The sequence below is a fragment of the Pseudomonas sp. JDS28PS106 genome, from assembly GCF_036706555.1.
Taxonomy (GTDB): Bacteria; Pseudomonadota; Gammaproteobacteria; order Pseudomonadales; family Pseudomonadaceae; genus Aquipseudomonas.
The window spans coordinates 24,122-44,297 of record NZ_JBAJGT010000002.1 but is presented as its reverse complement, the minus strand read 5'-3'; the positions used below and the strand labels follow the sequence as shown (position 1 = coordinate 44,297).

18 protein-coding genes and 1 riboswitch are annotated in these 20,176 nt (G+C 63.7%); of the genes, 10 read left to right on the top strand and 8 right to left on the bottom strand.

All coding sequences use genetic code 11. The features are described from left to right. The first annotated feature begins 164 nt into the window (after positions 1 to 164). Complete coding sequence (locus TRP66_RS03370; protein ID WP_333399933.1) at positions 165 to 1,187, top strand: acyltransferase family protein; 1,023 nt, start codon at positions 165 to 167, stop codon at positions 1,185 to 1,187. A gap of 70 nt (positions 1,188 to 1,257) precedes the next feature. Further along, a complete protein-coding gene (gene nfuA / locus TRP66_RS03365) occupies positions 1,258 to 1,851 on the top strand; it encodes a Fe-S biogenesis protein NfuA (RefSeq protein WP_333399932.1) in 594 nt (197 codons plus the stop codon). Between the two features lie 84 nt (positions 1,852 to 1,935). Here the strand turns inward: nfuA and cobM are convergent, their stop codons facing one another. Continuing rightward, on the bottom strand, positions 1,936 to 2,682 hold the full coding sequence (gene cobM, locus TRP66_RS03360; protein WP_333399931.1) for a precorrin-4 C(11)-methyltransferase: 747 nt from the start codon (positions 2,680 to 2,682) through the stop codon (positions 1,936 to 1,938). A gap of 31 nt (positions 2,683 to 2,713) precedes the next feature. Next, positions 2,714 to 3,172, bottom strand: a complete 459-nt coding sequence (locus TRP66_RS03355; protein ID WP_333399930.1) for a cobalamin biosynthesis protein — start codon at positions 3,170 to 3,172, stop codon at positions 2,714 to 2,716. A gap of 89 nt (positions 3,173 to 3,261) precedes the next feature. Then, positions 3,262 to 3,473, top strand: a riboswitch (cobalamin riboswitch). 106 nt (positions 3,474 to 3,579) lie between these two features. Here TRP66_RS03355 and cobW point away from each other — a divergent pair. The 4 genes from cobW to TRP66_RS03335 are packed head-to-tail and all read left to right on the top strand — an operon-like array spanning position 3,580 to position 10,132. Next, a complete protein-coding gene (gene cobW, locus TRP66_RS03350) occupies positions 3,580 to 4,653 on the top strand; it encodes a cobalamin biosynthesis protein CobW (RefSeq protein WP_333399929.1) in 1,074 nt (357 codons plus the stop codon). A gap of 3 nt (positions 4,654 to 4,656) precedes the next feature. Further along, positions 4,657 to 8,421: a cobaltochelatase subunit CobN gene (cobN, locus tag TRP66_RS03345; RefSeq protein WP_333399928.1), complete on the top strand. Its 3,765-nt coding sequence runs from the start codon at positions 4,657 to 4,659 to the stop codon at positions 8,419 to 8,421. A 17-nt stretch (positions 8,422 to 8,438) separates the two neighbouring features. After that, complete coding sequence (locus TRP66_RS03340; RefSeq protein ID WP_442965160.1) at positions 8,439 to 9,464, top strand: ATP-binding protein; 1,026 nt, start codon at positions 8,439 to 8,441, stop codon at positions 9,462 to 9,464. Between the two features lie 53 nt (positions 9,465 to 9,517). Beyond that, positions 9,518 to 10,132 (top strand): vWA domain-containing protein, encoded by a 615-nt coding sequence (locus TRP66_RS03335; protein ID WP_333399926.1) that lies wholly within the window; start codon positions 9,518 to 9,520, stop codon positions 10,130 to 10,132. 33 nt (positions 10,133 to 10,165) lie between these two features. Here the strand turns inward: TRP66_RS03335 and TRP66_RS03330 are convergent, their stop codons facing one another. Continuing rightward, positions 10,166 to 10,432, bottom strand: coding sequence for a hypothetical protein (locus tag TRP66_RS03330; RefSeq protein WP_333399925.1), 267 nt, complete (start codon positions 10,430 to 10,432; stop codon positions 10,166 to 10,168). A gap of 375 nt (positions 10,433 to 10,807) precedes the next feature. Here TRP66_RS03330 and TRP66_RS03325 point away from each other — a divergent pair, with 375 nt between their 5' ends. Then, the gene (locus tag TRP66_RS03325; RefSeq protein WP_333399924.1) at positions 10,808 to 12,133 is read left to right on the top strand and encodes a sigma-54 dependent transcriptional regulator; all 1,326 of its coding nucleotides are present in this window, start codon (positions 10,808 to 10,810) and stop codon (positions 12,131 to 12,133) included. Here TRP66_RS03325 and TRP66_RS03320 read toward each other — a convergent pair. Both TRP66_RS03320 and pnuC read right to left on the bottom strand, forming a co-directional pair. Beyond that, a complete protein-coding gene (locus TRP66_RS03320; protein WP_333400323.1) occupies positions 12,077 to 12,655 on the bottom strand; it encodes an AAA family ATPase in 579 nt (192 codons plus the stop codon). The genes TRP66_RS03325 and TRP66_RS03320 overlap by 57 nt on opposite strands. Then, positions 12,652 to 13,215: a nicotinamide riboside transporter PnuC gene (pnuC, locus tag TRP66_RS03315; RefSeq protein WP_333399923.1), complete on the bottom strand. Its 564-nt coding sequence runs from the start codon at positions 13,213 to 13,215 to the stop codon at positions 12,652 to 12,654. The genes TRP66_RS03320 and pnuC overlap by 4 nt, the downstream gene beginning before the upstream one ends. 265 nt (positions 13,216 to 13,480) lie before the next feature. Between pnuC and TRP66_RS03310 the strand changes: the two genes are divergently transcribed. The 3 genes from TRP66_RS03310 to TRP66_RS03300 all read left to right on the top strand — a co-directional run bounded on the left by TRP66_RS03310 (position 13,481) and on the right by TRP66_RS03300 (position 16,446). After that, on the top strand, positions 13,481 to 14,311 hold the full coding sequence (locus tag TRP66_RS03310) for an undecaprenyl-diphosphate phosphatase (RefSeq protein WP_333399922.1): 831 nt from the start codon (positions 13,481 to 13,483) through the stop codon (positions 14,309 to 14,311). Positions 14,312 to 14,518: 207 nt separating this feature from the next. After that, positions 14,519 to 15,310 carry a 3-oxoadipate enol-lactonase gene (gene pcaD / locus TRP66_RS03305; protein WP_333399921.1) on the top strand — a complete coding sequence of 264 codons (792 nt, stop codon included), beginning with the start codon at positions 14,519 to 14,521 and terminating at the stop codon, positions 15,308 to 15,310. 92 nt (positions 15,311 to 15,402) lie between these two features. Continuing rightward, on the top strand, positions 15,403 to 16,446 hold the full coding sequence (locus tag TRP66_RS03300; RefSeq protein ID WP_333400322.1) for an alpha/beta hydrolase family protein: 1,044 nt from the start codon (positions 15,403 to 15,405) through the stop codon (positions 16,444 to 16,446). Between the two features lie 31 nt (positions 16,447 to 16,477). Here TRP66_RS03300 and TRP66_RS03295 read toward each other — a convergent pair whose 3' ends face one another. The 3 genes from TRP66_RS03295 to glgX all read right to left on the bottom strand — a co-directional run bounded on the left by TRP66_RS03295 (position 16,478) and on the right by glgX (position 20,113). Further along, positions 16,478 to 17,098, bottom strand: coding sequence for a class I SAM-dependent DNA methyltransferase (locus TRP66_RS03295; protein WP_333399920.1), 621 nt, complete (start codon positions 17,096 to 17,098; stop codon positions 16,478 to 16,480). Next, positions 17,095 to 17,868, bottom strand: coding sequence for a PIG-L deacetylase family protein (locus TRP66_RS03290; RefSeq protein ID WP_333399919.1), 774 nt, complete (start codon positions 17,866 to 17,868; stop codon positions 17,095 to 17,097). Before TRP66_RS03290 ends, TRP66_RS03295 begins: the two co-directional genes overlap by 4 nt. 61 nt (positions 17,869 to 17,929) lie before the next feature. Continuing rightward, the gene (gene glgX, locus TRP66_RS03285) at positions 17,930 to 20,113 is read right to left on the bottom strand and encodes a glycogen debranching protein GlgX (protein ID WP_333399918.1); all 2,184 of its coding nucleotides are present in this window, start codon (positions 20,111 to 20,113) and stop codon (positions 17,930 to 17,932) included. Positions 20,114 to 20,176: the final 63 nt, after the last annotated feature.

Here is a 20,176-nt window from a genome sequence, read left to right as displayed (position 1 = left end):
CCGTGACACGACGAAACATGGCCCGCCGCCATTGCAGTTTCCTGAACGAACTCGGCATTCGCCTGACCATTGCGTCGCGATGGTTGTCCCAAGCCTGCGTAGCGGAGACGGTTCGTCGTCGAGCCCAAGCGCGTCAGACTGGCAAGCGGTAGAGGTTTTTCAGGATGTTGATTTCGGTTCAGGCCTTGCGGGCGTTCGCCGCATGGATCGTGGTATGTCATCACTTCATGCAGATTTTCTTCGACTTCAAGGCCAGCGGGCCGGTGGAAGATTTCTTCGTGACCAAAGGCGCGGTAGGCGTCGATATCTTTTTCGTCATCAGCGGGCTGGTGATCTTCCTGTCGACGCAGAACAGCGATATGCCGGCGGGGCGTTTCATCGTTCATCGGCTGATTCGCATCGTTCCCGCCTACTGGCTATACACGGCGGCCATGGGCCTGCTGTTGCTGGTCGCGGCGCCGTTCCTGCCGCACCAGGTGATCGGCTGGCAGAACTTCATGCTGTCGCTGTTCTTCATTCCTTCCGAGAACCCCGGCGGCTACGGGCTGTACCCCACGCTGAACGTGGGCTGGACCCTCAACTATGAAATGCTCTTCTACCTGTTGTTCTCGATGGTGTTCCTGTTCGAGCGCCGTCACCGGCCTGTGATCATCGCCGCCGCGCTGCTGCTGGTCACCGAGGTTCTGGCACGCACCGGGCTGATCAGCCGCTTCTATGGCAACGACATTGTCTATGAATTTCTGCTAGGTATCGGCATCGGGTTGATCTACCGGCGCGGCTGGATCAAGGAAGGGCTGTGGCTGCCGCTGGCGGGCGTCGCGCTGGGGTTTACCGCCATCTATCTGCTCGGCAACGAGCGCCGGTTGCTCAATTGGGGGCTGCCCAGCGCCCTGATCGTGCTGTCCTGCGTGGCGATGGAACCCTGGTTCCGCGGCAGTCGACTGCTGAAAATGCTCGGCGACTGCTCGTATTCGGTCTACCTGCTGCACGTGCTGGTGCTCTATGGCGGCCTGCTCATGGCGCAGCGCTACGCGCTCGACCCCTACACGGTCTTCGCGTTCTGCGTGCCGGTGATCGGCATCGGCGCATGGCTCAGCTACGAGTGGATCGAGAAGGGCCTGTACCGTCGCATGCGCGCCTGGCTGGATGCCCGGCGCAGCCTCGGCGAGGTCCGGGTGCTTTCCTGACAAAAATACTAGGACTTTGTACGAGGCGCCGGATTGGCGTAAACTGCCGGCACGTCTGCGAGGAACTTTCATGACCGCTATCACAATTACCGATGCCGCCCACGATTACCTGGCCGATCTGCTGGAAAAGCAGAACACTCCCGGCATCGGCATCCGCGTGTTTATCACTCAGCCTGGCACCCAGTACGCCGAGACCTGCATTGCCTACTGCAAGCCGGGGGAAGAAAAACCTGAAGACACCGCTATCGGCCTTGCGCGTTTCACCGCCTGGATCGACGGCTTCAGCGAAGCCTTTCTGGAAGATGCGGTGGTCGATTACGCCACCGATCGCATGGGCGGCCAGCTGACCATCAAGGCGCCAAACGCCAAGGTGCCGATGGTCAACGCCGACAGCCCGATCAACGAGCGCATCAATTACTACCTGCAGACCGAGATCAACCCCGGTCTGGCCAGCCATGGCGGGCAGGTCACCTTGATCGACGTGGTCGAAGAGGGCGAGCAGAACATCGCCGTGCTGCAATTCGGCGGCGGTTGCCAGGGCTGCGGTCAGGCTGACGTCACCCTCAAGGACGGTATCGAGCGCACCTTGCTCGAACGCATTCCTGAGCTGTCCGGCGTGCGCGACGTGACCGATCATACCCAGAAAGAAAACGCGTATTACTGATCAGTTGATCGCCAGCAATGCGGATCGCCGCCCGCTGGTTCCTACAGTTCCGTTGTAGGAGCCAGCTTGCTGGCGATAGCTTATTTACGGTCGATACAAATGCGCATGCCCGGCGCGATACAGCGATGACTCGCTGAACGGGTCATCCCCCAGCACCTTTCCCACCAGAATCAACGCCGTACGCCGAAAATCCTTTGCCTTCACCTTCGCGGCGATATCGGCCAGCGTACCCTGCACCCAATCCTGATCCGGCCAGCTGGCCCTGTGAATGACGGCGATCGGACATTCCACGCCATAGTGCGGCGTCAGTTCGGCGACGATCTTTTCCAGGTGATTGACGCCGAGATGAATTGCCATGGTCGCTTGATGGCGGGCCAGGTCCCCGAGCTTTTCCCCTTCGGGCATCGACGTCTTGTCCGCGTATCGGGTCAGGATCACGCTCTGGGACAGGTCAGGCAGCGTCAGTTCGGTGCCCAGTAGCGCGGCGCACGCGGCGGTCGCCGTTACGCCTGGGACAATCTCGAAGGGAATGCCCAGCCGGCGCAGATGGCGGATCTGCTCGCCGATGGCGCCGTAGAGGCTCGGATCGCCGGAGTGAACGCGCGCGACGTCCTGGCCGCGTTCATGAGCAAGTTTCATCAGCGCCACGATCTGCTCCAGATGCAGTTCGGCGCTGTTGGTGATTTCATCGGCGGTATGGCCTTCGAGCACCGCCAACGGCACCAGCGAGCCGGCGTAAATGATGACCGGGCAGCTGCGGATCAGACGCTGGCCCTTGACGGTGATCAGCTCCGGGTCGCCGGGGCCGGCACCGATAAAATAGACGGTCAATGGGTTCTCCAGACAGAAAGGTGACGAGTGATTATCCGTTACCCGGACCTGCCAACGCCAAGGCAAATGTCGCCAGACGGGATTTGCGCCGCGGAATCAGCAGGCGCGCCCCACCGCCGGCCAGCTGACTGGCTGCCGCCAATGCAGCGCCTTCGGCGACGCCATGGCAGCCGGTGCGAGCGAACGCCAGCGCCGAGCGATGGGTGAGTTGCGCATCGAAGGGTGCCAGCTGCGCGGGTGGCATCAGCACAAGCGGCAAACCGAGCTGCCGGGCCAGCTCCAGCAGGCCGGGCTCTTCCGCCTTGGCCGTAGTGCTGGCGAGCGCGTCGATGCGCTGGATGTCCAGACCGTGCTCGGCCAGCGCGCCGTCGATCAGTTCGCGAAGATGAGCGGCCTCGCAGTCCTGCCGGCAGCCAAGTCCGACGACCAGAACCTTGGCGCGCAGCGGGCGGTGAGTGGCGCTTCCGGATGTTGGAAAATTGTCGATCATGGCTGCCTGCGGCCGGCAAATGCGCCGCAGCAAATCACGGCAGGGCGGGCATCGTCAATCTGAACGATTGACCTGCCCGCAGGCACTGCGTAGCCTTGCGGGTTCGAGGTTCTCCAGCTGAAGGCTGGAGCTAAGACGGGAATGCGGTATAGGCCGCAGCTGCCCCCGCAACTGTAATCGGTCAGGTCGTTCGCACAGCCACTGCACACGCGGGAAGGCGCGGGCGACACGCGTCACGCGGCCTCTACTGCCGCGTCGCGCCACCGGAAGCCAGGAGACCTGCCTCGAACCGGGCTTGTGCCCGCGAATTCTCACTACAACCGGGCGGGGTGATCCGGTGGCGAATCGAGCCTTGGGCGCCGTGCCCGGCTGTCGTCCTGTCTGCCCGCCGCGCCAAAGGGCATCTGATGAAAACACTGGCCAAGCTTCCCGTCACCATCGTCACCGGCTTCCTCGGCTCGGGCAAGACCACGCTGTTGCGCCATATGCTGGACAACGCGCAAGGCCGCCGTATCGCGGTCATCGTCAATGAATTCGGCGAGCTGGGCATCGACGGCGAAATTCTCAAGCAGTGCAGCATCGGCTGCACCGAGGAGGAGGCCAACGGCCGGGTGTATGAGCTGGCCAACGGTTGCCTGTGCTGCACCGTGCAGGAAGAGTTCTTCCCGGTGATGCGCGAGCTGGTGGCACGCCGTGGCGATCTGGATCACATCCTGATCGAAACCAGCGGCCTGGCCCTGCCCAAGCCGCTGGTGCAGGCGTTCCAGTGGCCGGAGATCCGCAATGCCTGCACGGTCGACGCGGTGATTACCGTGGTCGACAGTCCGGCGGTACGGGCCGGCACCTTCGCTGCTTATCCCGAACAGGTGGACGCCCAGCGCAAGCTGGATCCGAACCTGGACCACGAGTCGCCGCTGCACGAGCTGTTCGCCGACCAACTGGCAAGCGCCGATCTGGTCATTCTCAACAAGGTTGACCAGATCGACGCCGAAGGGCTAGCTGCGGTGCGGGCTGAAATCGCCGAAGAGCTGTCGCCGGCGGTCAAGGTAGTGGAGGCCAGCAACGGCCGCCTGCCACTGAGCGTCCTGCTGGGCGTCAACGCCGAATCCGAGCTGCATATCGATGGCCGCAAGACTCACCACGATCACCACGACGACGAAGATCATGACGACCACGACCATGATGCCTTCGACTCGATCTCCATCGAGCTGCCCGAAGCCGACGAGAGCGTGCTGCTCGATGCGCTGACCGCGCTGGTGGTGCAGCACGGCATTCTGCGGGTCAAGGGCTTCGCGGCGATTCCGGGCAAACCCATGCGTCTGTTGATCCAGGGCGTCGGCACGCGGTTCGACAAGCACTTCGACCGCAAGTGGGGCGCGGACGAAGCGCGTCTGACCCGGTTGGTGCTGATCGGCCAGGCCCTGGATGCGCCGGCCTTGGAAGCGCAACTCACCGCTGCGCTCGCTGCGCTCGCCGGTTGATCCATGCACCTGCTGAGAACCCAGCCCGGCGGATTCGTCCCGGACGACAGTATTGCCGACCTTGGTCAGACGCCGGCCGAGCTGGTGATTCTCTGTAGCGGCGATTCGAGTCTGGCGCTGCTGGCGCAGGCCGCGCAGCAGCTGCCGGACGAGTACCCCAGCCTGCGTCTGGCCAATCCGATGCAGGTGCAGAACCATGCCTCGGTCGACCTCTACGTCGAGGAAGTCCTGCGCCATGCCAAGGTCATCCTGATCTCGCTGCATGGCGGCATCGGCTACTGGCGCTATGGTGTCGAGCGCCTGATGGAACTGGCCGCCACCGGGGTGCAGGTGATTCTGGTGCCGGGCGACGACCGACCTGACCCGGAACTCAGCGACCTGAGCACCGTGCCGGCGGCGGATCGTGACCGGCTCTGGCAGTTTCTGCGCCAGGGCGGGCTGGGCAACGCGCTGGATCTTTATCGGTGCATTGCCAGTCAGTGGCTGGGCCGGGACTATCCCTGGTCCGAGCCACAGCCTCTGCCGCGTACGGCGGCCTATCATCCCCGGCTGACAGGCTCCGGCCCGGCGCTCTGGCATTGCGACTGGACGGTCGGCCAGCCGGTGGCGGCGCTGCTGTTTTATCGCTCCCACCTGCAGGCGGCCAACACCGCGTTCATCGACGAGTTCTGCGCGCGCCTGCAAGCGCGGGGCATCAATCCGCTGCCGATCGCGGTCGCCAGCCTCAAGGAGCCTGGCTGTCTGGATCAGGTGCAGGCGTGGCTCGACGAAGCCGAGGTCGAGCTGATCCTCAATACCACAGGCTTCGCCCAGTCCAGCCCGGAGGCGCCGCATTTGCGGCCGTTCCGCCGTGACGTGCCGGTGATCCAGGCGATCTGCGCGCAGGACAACGAGCCAGCCTGGCAGGCCAGCGAGCAGGGGCTGGGCGCGCGGGATCTGGCGATGCACATTGCGCTGCCGGAGCTGGACGGCCGGATCATCAGCCGCCCGGTCAGTTTCAAGGACCTGGCCTGGCGCAGCGAGCGCAGTCAGTCCGATGTGGTGTGCTACCGCGCCCAGACCGAACGCATGGATTTCGTCGCCGAGCTGGCGCGGCGCTGGATCGAGTTGGGGCGGCTGGCCAATGCGGACAAGCGCGTGGCGCTGATCCTGGCCAATTACCCGACCCGCGACGGACGCATTGGCAACGGGGTAGGGCTGGATACGCCCGCGGCGGCGCTCAACATCCTGCGGGCCATGGCGGTCGAGGGGTATCCGCTGGCGCAGTTGCCGCAGGACGGCACCGAGCTGATCCAAACCCTGCTGGGCGGGGTGACCAATGATCTGGAAACCCTCGATGAGCGCCCCTGCCAGCAAAGTCTGTCGCTGGATGATTATCGGACTGCGTTCGACACGTTGCCGCAGGCCAATCGCGAGGCAGTGATCCAGCGCTGGGGCTCGCCCGAAGCGGACCCGATGTTCCGTGACGGCAGGATGATGGTGGCAGGGGTGCGCTTCGGCCTGACGTTCGTCGGCATCCAGCCGGCGCGCGGTTATCAGGTCGATCCGAGCGCGGTTTACCACGACCCGGATCTGGTGCCGCCGCATGGCTATCTGGCCTTCTATTTCTGGCTGCGCAAGGTGTACGGCGCCCACGCGTTGATCCACGTGGGCAAGCACGGCAACCTTGAATGGTTACCCGGCAAGGGCGTAGGCCTGTCGGCTGAATGCTGGCCCGACGCAATACCCGGCCCGCTGCCCAATATCTATCCGTTCATCGTCAATGATCCGGGCGAGGGCGCCCAGGCCAAGCGTCGGACTCAGGCAGTGATCATCGACCACCTGATGCCGCCGCTGACCCGCGCCGAAACCTACGGACCGCTGCGCGATCTCGAACAGCTGGCCGACGAATACTACGAAGCGCAGTTGCTCGATCCGCGTCGTGCCCAAGAACTGCAACGCGACATTCTCAAGCTGGTCCGCGAGACGCGTCTTGACCGGGAGCTGGCGATGGACGACACGGCGGACAACGAGGCAGACGCGGCGGTCTGGCTGCCGCGTCTGGACACCTACCTGTGCGATCTCAAGGAGTCACAGATTCGGGATGGGCTGCACGTGTTCGGTGAGTCGCCGCAGGGACGGCTGCGCACCGACACGCTGCTGGCGCTGCTACGCATCCCGCGTGGCGACGGCCGGGGCGCGCACTCCAGTCTGCTGCGCGCATTGAGCGAAGCGTTCGGACTGGGCTTCGACCCGCTGGACTGCGAGCTGGCGGCCCCCTGGACAGGCGCTCGGCCTGAACCGCTGGCGGCGATGACCGAACAGCCGTGGCGCACCACCGGCGACACCCGGGAGCGGCTGGAGTTGTTCGCCGCCCGGCTGATCGAGCGGGTCGAGCGGGGCGAGCCGCTGGCGGACGTGCCGGCCGGTGACGATCTGCGGTTGATCCTCGAACATCTGCGAACCCTGGTCGCGCCAAGGCTCGACAGTTGCGGGCCGGCGGAAATGCAGGGTCTGCTGGATGCTTTGAGCGGTCGCTTCGTACCGGCCGGCCCCAGTGGCGCGCCGAGCCGGGGACGTCTGGACGTGCTGCCCACCGGGCGCAATTTCTTCAGCGTCGACGTGCGTAACCTGCCGACCACCACCGCCTGGCGCATCGGATTCAAGTCCGCCGACCTGCTGCTGGAGCGTCACCTGCAGGACCACGGTGACCACCTGCGCCAGCTCGGCCTTTCGGTCTGGGGCACTGCCACGATGCGCACCGGCGGCGACGATATTGCCCAGGCCATGGCGTTGATGGGCGTGCGGCCGGTGTGGGCCACCGGCAGCCAGCGGGTCGACGATTTTGAGATCTTGCCCCTGAGCCTGCTGGACCGGCCGCGGGTCGACGTGACCTTGCGCGTGTCGGGCTTTTTTCGCGATGCCTTCGCCAACCTGATCCGCTTGTTCGATGCCGCGGTGCAGGCGGTGGCGGCGCTGGACGAGCCGGACGATCTGAACCCGCTGGCCGCCCGGGTCCGCGCGGAGCGTGATGAGTTGTTCGCGGCGGGCCTGAGTCAGGGACAGGCGGAGCGACAGGCCGGCTGGCGCATTTTCGGCGCCAAGCCCGGCGCCTATGGCGCGGGTGTGCAAGGTGCCATCGACGGCCGGCTGTGGCAGAGCCGCGAAGACCTGGCCGAGGTCTACCTCAACTGGGGCGGTTATGCCTATGGTGCCGGAGATGAAGGCACGCCGGCGCGTCAGGAGTTCGGCCGACGTCTGTCTCAGGTACAGGCTGTGCTGCAGAATCAGGACAACCGCGAGCACGACCTGCTCGACTCCAACGACTATTACCAGTTTCAGGGCGGCATGCTGGCGGCGGCAGAGAGTCTCGGTGGGCAAAAAGCCGTCGGCTATCACGGCGACCATAGCCAGCCCGACCTGCCCAGAATCCGCACGCTCAAGGAAGAACTGAATCGGGTGATTCGCTCCCGGGCGGCCAATCCCAAATGGATCGAGGGCGTGAAGCGCCACGGCTATAAAGGCGCGTTCGAAATGGCGGCGACGGTGGATTTCCTGTTCGCCTTCGACGCGACCACCGAGCTGATCGACGACCACCAGTACGCGCTGCTGACCGACGCCTACCTGCTGGACCCGTCGACCCGCGACTTTATCCGGGAGCACAACCCCGATGCCCTGCGCGACATGACCGAGCGGCTGCTCGAAGCCCAGCAACGCGGACTCTGGGAGGAGCCGGGCGACTACCGTCATGCTCTGGAAGAGCTGCTGCTGGATATAGAAGAAAACTGATGACTCTGGCCGATTCCATGACTGACACACTGCATTTTCCGCTGGCCGCCGTGGTCGGTGCCGACGAGTTGAAACTGGCCCTGTGCCTGGTCGCCATCGATCCGCGGATCGGCGGCGTATTGATCGAAGGGCCGCGTGGCATGGCCAAGTCGACGCTGGCGCGCGGCGTCGCCGATCTGCTGGAAAACGGTCGCTTCGTCACGCTGCCGCTGGGGGCTACCGAAGAGCGACTGGTCGGCACTCTGGATCTCGATGCGGCGCTGGCGCAAGGTCAGGCGCGGTTTTCTCCGGGCGTGCTGGCGAAGGCCGATGGCGGGGTGCTCTACGTCGACGAGGTCAACCTGCTGGCCGATCATCTGGTGGATCTGCTGCTCGACGTGGCCGCCAGCGGTATCAACCTGGTGGAGCGCGATGGCCTTTCGCATCGTCATTCCGCGCGATTCGTGCTGATCGGCACCATGAACCCCGAAGAAGGCGAGCTGCGGCCGCAGCTGCTGGACCGTTTCGGACTGAACGTGGCGCTGGACGGGCAGACGCCGCCTGCCGAGCGCGGACAGATCATTCGTCGGCGCCTGGAATTCGATGCGGATCCCCAGGGCTTCTGTCAGCGCTGGAACGATGAACAGACAGCCCTTGCGCAGCGGTGCACCGCAGCCCGTGGATTGTTGACGAGCATCGAGCTGGACGATGATTCCCTGGGGCAGATCACCGAGCGCTGTTTCGCCGCCGGCGTGGACGGCATGCGCGCCGACCTCGTCTGGCTACGGGCGGCTCGGGCGCACGCGGCCTGGCGAGGCGTTCACCGGATCGAGACGCTCGATATCGATGCGGTCGCCGAATTTGCGTTGCGCCACCGCCGTCGTGCCCAGCCGAAAGCCAGCGAACCCGAGCAGCCACAAGCGTCGGAGTCGCCCCGTTCACGTCCGCAGCCGCCGGAGGCCGACCAGCCTGACGGCGGGCAGGGCCAGTGGGGGCAATTGCCGGCACGGCCGGTCGCGACGGGTGCGCGCCGGGAGGTCCCGAGCTGGCCAAAAAAGCCCTAGGCATCCGCTCTCGCCCTTCGCAAGGAGCGGATGCCCGCCCCGGTCCCGGCCGGTTGCGAATGGGTAAGCAGGGTGCCGCGCGAACCGGGAGCGACGGGCCGGTGGCCTGGGTCCCGACCTTGCTCAAGGGGCGTCCGCGCACCCGGCAGGATCTGGTGCGACAGCCGCGCAGCAGCCGACCCGTCGAACTGTTGTTGGTGATTGTCGATGCCTCGGCATCAACTCGTCGCAACGGCGCCTTGAGTCAGGCCAAGGGCTTGCTCGCCCAAGTATTCGATGACGCTTACCGGCGACGCGCGCGACTGGCCTTGCTGACGGCCAGTGGCGCCGCGCCGCGCTGGCAGCACCAGGGTCTCAAGGCATCGCGTTCACTGACGCCCTGGCTTGATGCCCTTGGCGCGGGAGGCGGGACGCCATTGCGTCAGGCGCTGGAGCAGGCCAGCGATTGGCTGGCCCGACGTCGCGAACGCTATCCCGCCGAGCGACAGCGCGCGCTGCTGCTGACTGATGGCCGCATCAAAGCCGTGCCCGAGCTGAATGCGCTGGGCTGCGAAAGTCTGTTGGTGGATATTGAAACCGGGCCGATTCGCCTGGGGCGGGCCCGCGATCTGGCGAGACAACTGGGTGCCGATTACCGGCATCTGGAAGAGCTGCGGCGCTTGCGCTAGCGGAGGGCGCAACGCCCTCCGTCGCACGCCTCGTCAGGCAGGCATGGTCCATGGCTCGAGGGTGTAACCCTCGTTGCTCAGCTCGGCGCGCGCCTGTTCCAGGGCGCTGGCCAGTTGGGCCTTGTCGGAATAGGTGCTGCTTGAAAGGTGCTTGCGGCCAATGCGAGTGCTCATGCGATCGAGCACCGTCAGGCTCAATTCGCCATCCCCATACTGCGGCGCCCAGGCGATGCAGCGGAAGGGTTCGAAAGCGTGTCCAGCGATGAGAAGTGCATCGTTGAAGCGCAGTGGGGCGTTCATGGTCGTTTCCTCAAAAGGCCCATATCAGTTCAGTCGGGTCGGCGGGCTTACCGTCCGGCTGGTTAATGGTGTTGATGCGCGTGAGGGTGCAGTGAGTCACACAGGGCGTCGCTTAATTTCAATTTTTTTACATCGGCGAACGGTGCGTATTGACTCAGGGCAAGTGACCAAGTTCGTGCCGCCCATCAGGCGGGCGTTTCAGAGGAGGTGTAAAACCGGCGTGACAGTCTTAATGACGTTTGGTTATTAGGGTTAGATGTAAACGGTACAAGGCTGTGTCAAATATTTGCTAATGTAACAGTCGGGCTCGCCAACATGCTGTTTATAAAACGATTTTTATAACTCCAACCAGACGCCGGGCGCCAAGGAACCTATATGCATGAGTCGGCCCCAACACGACGTCTTCTGATAGTGGACCCCTGCGACGACTGTCACCAGTTGATCCCCGTGCTGCATGCGGCCGGATGGGCGGTCGACAGCAGCACGATCGAGTCAGCGCTCCACCTCGGCTGTGACGTCGGCCTGATACGCTTGATGCCTAACCACTTCGAGCATCCCGAAGTGGTCAAGGAGCTCATAACACGCAGCGGTACCCAGTGGATCGCAGTGCTTGCGCCGGAAGATCTGCGCCGGGAAAAGATCGGCGATTTTGTCTGCGAGTGGTTTTTCGACTTCCATACTTTGCCGTTCGACGTAGCACGCATGCAAGTCACCCTGGGACGTGCCTACGGCATGGCCCGGTTGCGGGCGCAAGGCACGGTCCAGGCAGCGGCGGGCGACCAGGAAATGCTGGGTGAAAGCCGGCCGATCCGCGAACTGCGCAGGCTGCTGGGCAAGCTGGCGCCCACCGAGTCCCCGGTGTTGATCCGCGGCGAGCGGGGTACCGGGAAGGAACTGGTTGCGCGCACCTTACATGCGCAGTCTCAGCGCCGTAACAAGCCGTTTGTGGCGGTCAATTGCGGGGCCATCGCCGAGCACCTGATCCATGCCGAACTGTTCGGCTATGAAAAAGGCGCGTTCAACGGCGCTCAGGAGGCGAAGGTCGGTCGTATCGAGGCGGCGGACGGTGGCACCCTGTTTCTCGACGAGATCGGCGATCTGCCGCTGGAAACCCAGGCGCATCTGCTGCGTTTTCTCCAGGACCGGCAGATCGAACGGTTTGGCGGCAGCGAACCCATCCCGGTGGACGTCAGGGTGCTGGCTGCGACCCATGTCGATCTGGAAGCGGCGATTCGCAAGAAGCGTTTCCGCGAGGACCTTTACTACCGGCTCAACGTCTTGCAGGTCGGCACGGCGCCTCTGCGTGAGCGGCATGGCGACCTGGCGATGCTGGCGAATCACTTTGCGCATTTTTACAGCCAGGAAACCGGCAGGCGCGCGCGCAACTTCAGCCAGGACGCGCTGATCGCCATGGGCAAGCATGACTGGCCGGGCAACGTCCGCGAACTGGCCAACCGGGTACGACGCGGACTGGTGCTGGCCGAAGGAAGGCAGATCGAAGCGGCCGATCTGGGACTGTTGGGCGAGGAGGACATCGCCAGCAGCATGGGAACGCTGGACGACTATAAATCCCGCGCCGAGCGTCAGGCCTTGTGTGACGTGCTGACCCGGCACAGCGACAACCTGAGCGTCGCCGCCAAGGTACTAGGGATTTCCCGGCCGACCTTCTACCGCCTGCTGCACAAGCATCAGATCCGGTGAGTCGGCCAGAAGTCGCGCTACCAGCGCCAGGGCTCGCTCACGCCTGGCGGTCCAGTCGCCGTCAAGGATTGTGTAGCGCTGTCGATGGTCGTGCAGCCAGTCCCGGCTGGCGGCGAAGAACGCCAGTCGTTCCTCCAGTTGCGGCTGACAGCGTTGGCCATCGCTGACCCAGTCCACGCCCTCGGGTGACAGCAGCAGATGCAGGTCGTAGTGCCTGTTCAGCAATTGCTGTTCGACCCAGGCGGGGCAATCGCCGAACAGCGTCCGGCTCCATAACAGGTTGCTCAATAAATGCGTATCGAGAATCAACAGCTCGGGAGCTTTCGCGCGCGCCGCGTCTTCCCACTCCAGCTGGCCCCGGGCAATGGCCGGGATATCCGCGTAGCAGGTATCGCGACCGTGCAAGTCGATAAAGTGCCGCACGTATTCCCCGACCAGCACGCCGCCGAAGCGTTGTTGTATTTCGGCCGAAAGCCAGCTTTTGCCGCTGGACTCGGGACCTGCGAGCACCAGGACCTTCATCGCGCCGGCGCCAGGTCGTTGCGCCACTCGCGCCAGCCCTGCACCGCGAGCAGGGTGAACAGCGCATACAGCGCGGCGGTCAGAAACAGGGCCTTGTAGATGAACAGGCCGACGAAGATCACGTCCAGCACTATCCACAGCGGCCAGCACTGGACCCGTTTCTGGGCCATCCAGACCTGGGCGACGAGGCTGAAACCGGTCAGGGCGGCGTCAAGCCAGGGCTGCGCGGCATCGGTCAGATGCGCCATCGCCGCGCCCAATGCGAGGCTGACGCACGCGCCGACCGCCAGGCCCGCCAGCACGGAACCACCGCCCAGCACGCTGACCGCGCGGGGCGGGCGCCGGTTGCCATGACGCGTCCATTGCAGCCAGCCATAGACCTGCAGCCCTGCGTAGACCACCTGCAAGAGCATGTCGGAATACAGCTTCACGTCGAAGAAGATCCAGATGTAGATCACCACCATCACCAGCCCGACCGGCCAGCACCAGGGGTTCTGCTTGACCGTCAGCCAGACGGCGATCACGCCGAGGGCGGCAGCGAACAGTTCGACCGCAGACATGGTGGCTCCGGAATCAGGTGAAGGATCGAGGGCGGCGATTGTAAGCATTTCCGCGGTGCGCGGGGAGCCTCGCGAGTCGAGAGCGAATTTCCCGCAAGGCAACACAGGTTTTGCCGGAACAGGTCTGCTAGCATCTGCCCGGTTTTTTGCATGAGTGTTCGGGTCAAGCGCCGTACAGGTTCCACCGCTCATAGTAATCGTTAGTAATCTTCAGTCGAACAGTCACTTAACCGGTGGGCTAAAGGCCGCGCCACATGGAGGAACGATGGATCTTTGGACGGCCGCTCAGGCGTTGATTTTGGGTGTTGTAGAAGGGCTGACCGAGTTCCTGCCGATTTCCAGTACCGGGCACCAGATCATCGTCGCCGACCTGATCGGCTTCGGTGGCGAGCGCGCGATGGCGTTCAACATCATCATCCAGCTGGGGGCGATTCTGGCCGTAGTCTGGGAATTTCGGCGCAAGATTTTCAATGTGGTGCTGGGACTGCCCAAGGAGCGTTCGGCGCAGCGTTTTACCATCAACCTTTTGATCGCGTTCCTGCCGGCGGTAGTGCTGGGCGTGCTGTTCGCCGATCTCATCCATCATTACCTGTTCAATCCCATCACAGTGGCCATGGCGCTGGTGATCGGCGGGATCATCATGATCTGGGCCGAGCGCCGCGACCACGTGATCAGCGTGCCGGCGGTGGACGACATGAAATGGAGCGATGCGCTGAAAGTGGGTCTGGTTCAGTGTCTGGCGATGATTCCGGGCACATCGCGTTCCGGCTCAACGATCATCGGCGGGCTGCTGTTCGGCCTGTCGCGCAAGGCGGCCACCGAGTTCTCGTTCTTTCTCGCCATGCCGACCATGGTCGGAGCGGCGGTGTACTCGGGCTACAAGTACCGGGATCTGTTCCGACCCGATGATTTCATGGTGTTTGCGGTCGGCTTCGTGGTCTCCTTCATCTTCGCGATGATCGCTGTGCGCGGCCTGCTCAAGTTCATCGCGACCCACAGCTACGCAGTATTCGCTTGGTACCGGATCGTGTTCGGGCTGCTGATTCTGGCCACCTGGCAGTTCGGCTGGATCGACTGGGCGTCGGCGCAGGGGTAATGCAGCCCTCCTTCTGTAGGAGCCAGCTTGCTGGCGATGAACGGTTACGCCATGTGCCTGATGCAGCCGCTGCGCGGCAGATCGCCAGCAACCTGGCTCCTACAGGGCCCTGAAACCCGTGCGATAGCCGAACACAACCACGTGACGCACGTTGCTCGTGCGTCTCGAGCTGGCTAGTGTTGGGCTTTTGCCTGTCAGGAGACTTCGATGCCCAGCGCGCAACTCGCCGATGGCGATCTCAATTATCAGCTCGATGGCCCAAGCGACGCACCGGTTCTGGTGCTGTCCAACTCGCTGGGCACCGATCTGCACATGTGGGACGAGCAGATTCCGGCCTTCACCCGCCATTTCCAGGTCCTTCGTTATGACACCCGCGGGCATGGCCGCTCGTTGGTGACACCCGGTGATTACAGCATCGAGCAGAACGGCCGCGATGTGCTGGCGCTGCTCGACGCGCTGGAGATCGAGACTGTGGATTTCTGCGGTTTGTCCATGGGTGGGCTGATCGGGCAATGGCTGGCGATCAATGCGCCCCAGCGGTTGCGTCGCGTGGTGTTGTGCAACACCGCAGCGAAGATCGGCACCCCCGAGATCTGGAATCCACGCATCGAAACCGTTCGCCGGGATGGACAGGCCGCCATGGCCGCGTTGCGCGACGCGTCCATCGAGCGTTGGTTCACACCGGCATTTGCCCAGGCTGAACCTGCTGCGGTCGAGACCATCGTCGGCATGCTGGCAGGCACTTCGCCCCAAGGCTATGCCGCGAACTGCGCTGCGGTGCGCGACGCCGATTTCCGTGAGCAGATCGGTTCAGTCACGCTTCCCGTGCTGGTCGTTTGCGGCGGTCGGGATCCGGTCACGACCACGGCCGATGGCGAATTCATCGTGCAACGCGTGTCTGGCGCGCGGCTTGTGGAGCTACCGGCGGCACACCTGTCCAATGTCGAGGCCAAAGACGCTTTCACTCGCCCCGTGCTGGATTTCCTGACCGGGCACTGATCGGTCGAACTGGCCCGGCTTGTGCACTAATCCCTGTTCGGATGCTCTATAGCTTGAATGCTTGCAAGGCCTCAGGACAGGGAATGAGTACCATGACACGTATTGGTGCAGCGCTGCTGGTCTGTTTGCTCAATGGCCTCTTGTCAGTGCAGTTGCAGGCCGCCGAGGGGCAGTGGAGCGCCGGCTTTCGCGAACTGAGTTTCCGCGACCCGCTGGACGCCGGCCCCATGCGCGCCATTGCCTTCTATCCCTCCACTGAGCCGTCGCGGCAGGGTCCGCTGCAAGGTTATCGTATCGATGCCACGCGTGACGGTGCTATTGCAATGGGGCGTTTCCCCATGCTGATGCTGTCCCATGGCAATACCGGCAACCCACTTGCCCTGCATGATCTGGCGACGTCTCTGGCACGGCGCGGATTCGTGATCGTGGCGGTCGTGCATCCGGGCGACAACGATCTGGACCACAGTCGCCTGGGCAGCCTGAGCAATCTGTACGGACGACCCTTGCAGATCTCCGAAGCCATCAGCGCCGCGTTCCAGGACCCGGTCCTGGCGCCTTATCTGGATGATCGTCGGGTAGGGGTGATCGGTTATTCGGCGGGAGGAGAAACCGCGTTGATCCTGGCAGGCGCGACCCCCGACCTCAACCGTTTGCGGCGTTACTGTCTGGAGCGTCCGGATGACCACGACGCTTGCCGCACCCAGGGCGAGCTGGTCGCCGATCGCGACGACCTGCATGCCCAGGCCGATCCACGGGTCGCTGCCCTGATGCTGATGGCGCCGCTGAGCCTGATGTTCGGCCGTCAGACGCTGGGAGATGTGCATGTGCCGGTGCTGATGTACGCCGGTGACAACGACGAGTTGCTCGCGCTGGACCGCAACGCCGAGGCACTGGCACGCAAGCTGCCGCAAACGCCTGATTACCGGCTGCTCGCGGGTGCCGGTCATTTCGTGTTCATGGCGCCGTGCAGTGCCGAACAGCGGGCCAGCATGCCGGTGATCTGTACCGACCGGGAAGGTGTAGACCGGGAAGGCATCCATCGCACCCTGAGCGCCGAAGCGGCGCGCTTCTTCGCGGACGCGCTGGGGCGAGATAGCGACGAGCGGGCTGGCATGCAGACCGCTCATCACCCCTGAACCTGTGTCCGGGCGGCCCGGCTCCGGGGTTTCAGAGAAGCAGAGCGGGGCGTTCGAGCATGTCTTCCTGTTCGGCCACGGAAGTGCCGTCCCGACTCCACAGGTCGAGCAGAAAATCCGGTTCGTGATGGGTAAAAAGCTTCTGCATGGGCAGACTCATGCTCAGTGTCCGGTGAACCCGCTCGGCGCTCAGGCTGCAGCCCTGTATGTGGGGCCGCCAATGGCAGGCCAGGAGGTGGCCGTCAAACGTGAGGGATTCCACGGCCTGCTGGATCCAGAGATCCAGATCGTCGCTGTCCAGGTAGTAACCCATCTCGCTTAGCACGATAAGATCGAAACGTCCTTCCGGCCACTGCGCCGGAAGACGCGCGTGCAGGACCTCTACGTGATTCAGCCCGGCCAGCCGTTGTCGCGCCAACTCGACTGCTCGCGCCGACGTGTCACAGCAAAGCAAGCGCTCGCACCGGTTCGCCAGCTCTGCGCTCAGCTCGCCATTGGCACAGCCGGGTTCGAACACCGATTCGTAGCGCTCACGAGGCAGCGCGGCCAGGGTGAGTGCGCGCTTGCGTCGTTCGTACCATCGCTCTCGGAAGGCCCACGGGTCATCACTGTCCCGAAAGAGCTCATCGAAGTAATGGTTTGCCACACTCATGTAAACACCAGCTCGAAGGGTTGCAGCAGTCGCTCCAGGATGCCCGAGGGAAGAGCCGGCGACAGGGCGACCCCCGGATCGCCCTGCAACTGGCTGGAGAAGGCAAGCGCAGCCTCGCGTTTGCGTGCCTGGGTGGCCGGATCCAGCAGCAGCTTGCGTGCTCGCTCCCAGGGCAGGCGCTCATCTTCGGGGCCGGCCCAATGCCAGGCCCGAATCGGTACCTCGTACAGCTGGGCGCCGACCTGCTCACAAGCACGGGCCGCGGCCCGGCCTACCGCTTCATGATCCGGGAGGCCGTCCTGCGCCCAGGTGGCGAAGACCCTGTCAGTGGCCTGCAAATGGTACGAGAGGAAATCGACCAGCTGATCTTCATATTCGGCCAGTTGGCCGTCCGGGTAGCCGCCACGGGACCAGTCGATGGCGGTCGACCCGAGGCCCAGACGCACCAGTGCATCGACACTCTCCTGAGGCCTCAGGATCTTGAGCCGTTGTTCGGGCCAGAGTGCGGAGCCGGGATGGCTGCCTTCACCGTCGCTGACCGATATCAGCGCCAGCGTGCGCTGCAAGAACGCCAGTTGCGACATCAGTCCACCGCAGCACAAGACTTCGTCGCCGGGATGAGGCGCGACAATCACGGCGCGGCTGTTAGGCGGCACCAGGATGTCGGCGGTGATGGCCGGCACTGCGGCCAGCTTGGAAGAACTGTGCCAGGCTGCCAGCGAAGTGCCGCGACCGCGCGCGTCTTCGCTGTCCACAAAGAACTCGCTCATGGCGACTCCATCTTATGCAGCGGCGGCCGACCGCGCAGGACGCAGCCGGCCGCCGCGTCGATCATTGCTGATCTTCGCGTTGCAGCTCGAACAGCAGCAGCGAGCGCGGCGTCACTGTGTATTCGGAGCCGAAGGCAAACTTCTCTTTGCTCTTCACGTCTTCCTGGTTGGTGTCGATCAGGCAGACGTAGTGGGTGCCCTCCGGCACTTCCGGCAGGGTGAAGTTGACCCCCTCGTGGTGCGCGTTGACCACCAGCAACAGCGTGGCGTCGGCGCCAGGACGGCGGATACCGGTTTCCTGCGCGCGGCCGTCCATGAGCATGCCCAGGCATTTGCCGTGTGCCTCTTCCCATTGCTCGGTGGTCATCTCAGTGCCCGCGGGCGACAGCCAGGTCACGTCCTTGACGCCGATGTCCTCGTTGTAGTCGCCGACCAGGAAGCGGCTGCGGCGCAGGATCGGATAGCTCTGGCGCAGCTTGATCACGCGCTTGACGAATTTGAGCAGCGCCTTGCCATCGTCATCCAGGTTCCAGTTCACCCAGCCGATTTCGCTGTCCTGGCAGTAGGCGTTGTTGTTGCCGTGCTGGGTACGGGCGAATTCGTCGCCGGCCACCATCATCGGCGTGCCCTGGGCCAGCAGCAAGGTCGCGAAGAAGTTGCGCATCTGGCGCAGACGCAGGGTGTTGATCTCCGGATCGTCGGTCGGGCCTTCGACGCCGTGGTTCCAGGACAGGTTGTTGTTGCTGCCGTCCTGGTTGTTTTCGTCGTTGGCTTCGTTGTGCTTGTCGTTGTAGGACACCAGGTCGTGCAACGTGAAGCCGTCGTGGGCGGTGATGAAGTTGACCGAAGCCTGCGGACGACGCCCGCGCTGGTTGAACATCTCACCGGAGGCCGTCAGGCGCGCGGCAAAATCAGCCAGTTGACCTTCGTCGCCTTTCCAGAAGGCCCGCACGGTATCGCGGAAGCGGTCGTTCCATTCCATCCAGCCCGGCGGGAAACCGCCGACCTGATAGCCGCCCGGACCGCAGTCCCATGGCTCGGCGATCAGCTTGACCTGACGAAGCACCGGGTCCTGGCGGCAAGCGACCAGGAAGCTGTGCCGTTCGTCGAAGCCTTCGTGGTAACGGCCCAGAATGGTCGCCAGGTCGAAGCGGAAACCGTCGACATGCATTTCCGACGCCCAGTAGCGCAGCGAGTCGGTGACCATCTGCAAGACACAGGGGTGGCTCAAGTCCAGCGTGTTGCCGGTGCCCGAGTCGTTGATGTAGTAGCGCTTGTCGTCCGGCATCAGGCGATAGTACGAGGCGTTGTCGATGCCGCGCATCGACAGGGTCGGACCCAGTTCATTGCCCTCGGCGGTGTGGTTGTAGACCACGTCGAGGATCACCTCCAGCCCGGCATCGTGCATGCGGGCGACCATTTCCTTGAACTCGGCGATCTTGCCGTGGGCGAGATACCGCGGGTCCGGGGCAAAGAAGGCAATGCTGTTGTAACCCCAATAGTTGGTCATGCCTTTCTGCAGCAGATGCTGGTCATTGACGAAAGCATGAATGGGCAACAGCTCGACCGAGGTTACGCCCAGCTTGCGGATATGGTCGGTGACCTCTTTCACCGCAAGACCGGAGAAAGTACCGCGCAGCTCTTCAGGTACATCCGGATGCTGCATCGTGAAACCGCGAACGTGGGTTTCATAGAGAATGGTCTTGTCCCAGGGCGTCGCAACGCGCTGGTCACGGCCCCAGGTGTAGGCCGGGTCGATGACCTTGCTCTTGGGAACGAAGGGGGCGCTGTCACGCTCGTCGAAGCTCAGGTCGCCATCCGGGTGGCCGATGGTGTAGCCGAACAGTGCCTCGGACCATTTGAGCTGGCCGACCAGCTGCTTGGCATAGGGATCGATCAACAGCTTGTTGGGGTTGAAGCGATGCCCGTTCTGCGGGTCATAAGGCCCGTGCACACGGTAGCCGTAAATCAGCCCCGGATGGGCGTCAGGCAGATAGCCGTGGTAGATCTCGTCGGTGTATTCGGGCAGTTCGATGCGTTCCAGTTCCACCTCGCCGGTCGAGTCGAACAGGCACAGTTCCACTTTGGTGGCATGGGCCGAAAAAATGGCGAAGTTGACACCCAGGCCATCCCAGTTCGCGCCGAGCGGGAAGGGCAGGCCTTCGCGAATGCGAGAAGTCGACGCAGCAGGTTTTTCCTGAACCGCGGGTTGTTCTTTGCCCGATTTCTTTGTCTTGGTGGTCATGATGCCTTCCTGACGTCGAGTGTTTTTTGCGCGGCCGTAACCGCTATCGAAGCTTGGACGGCT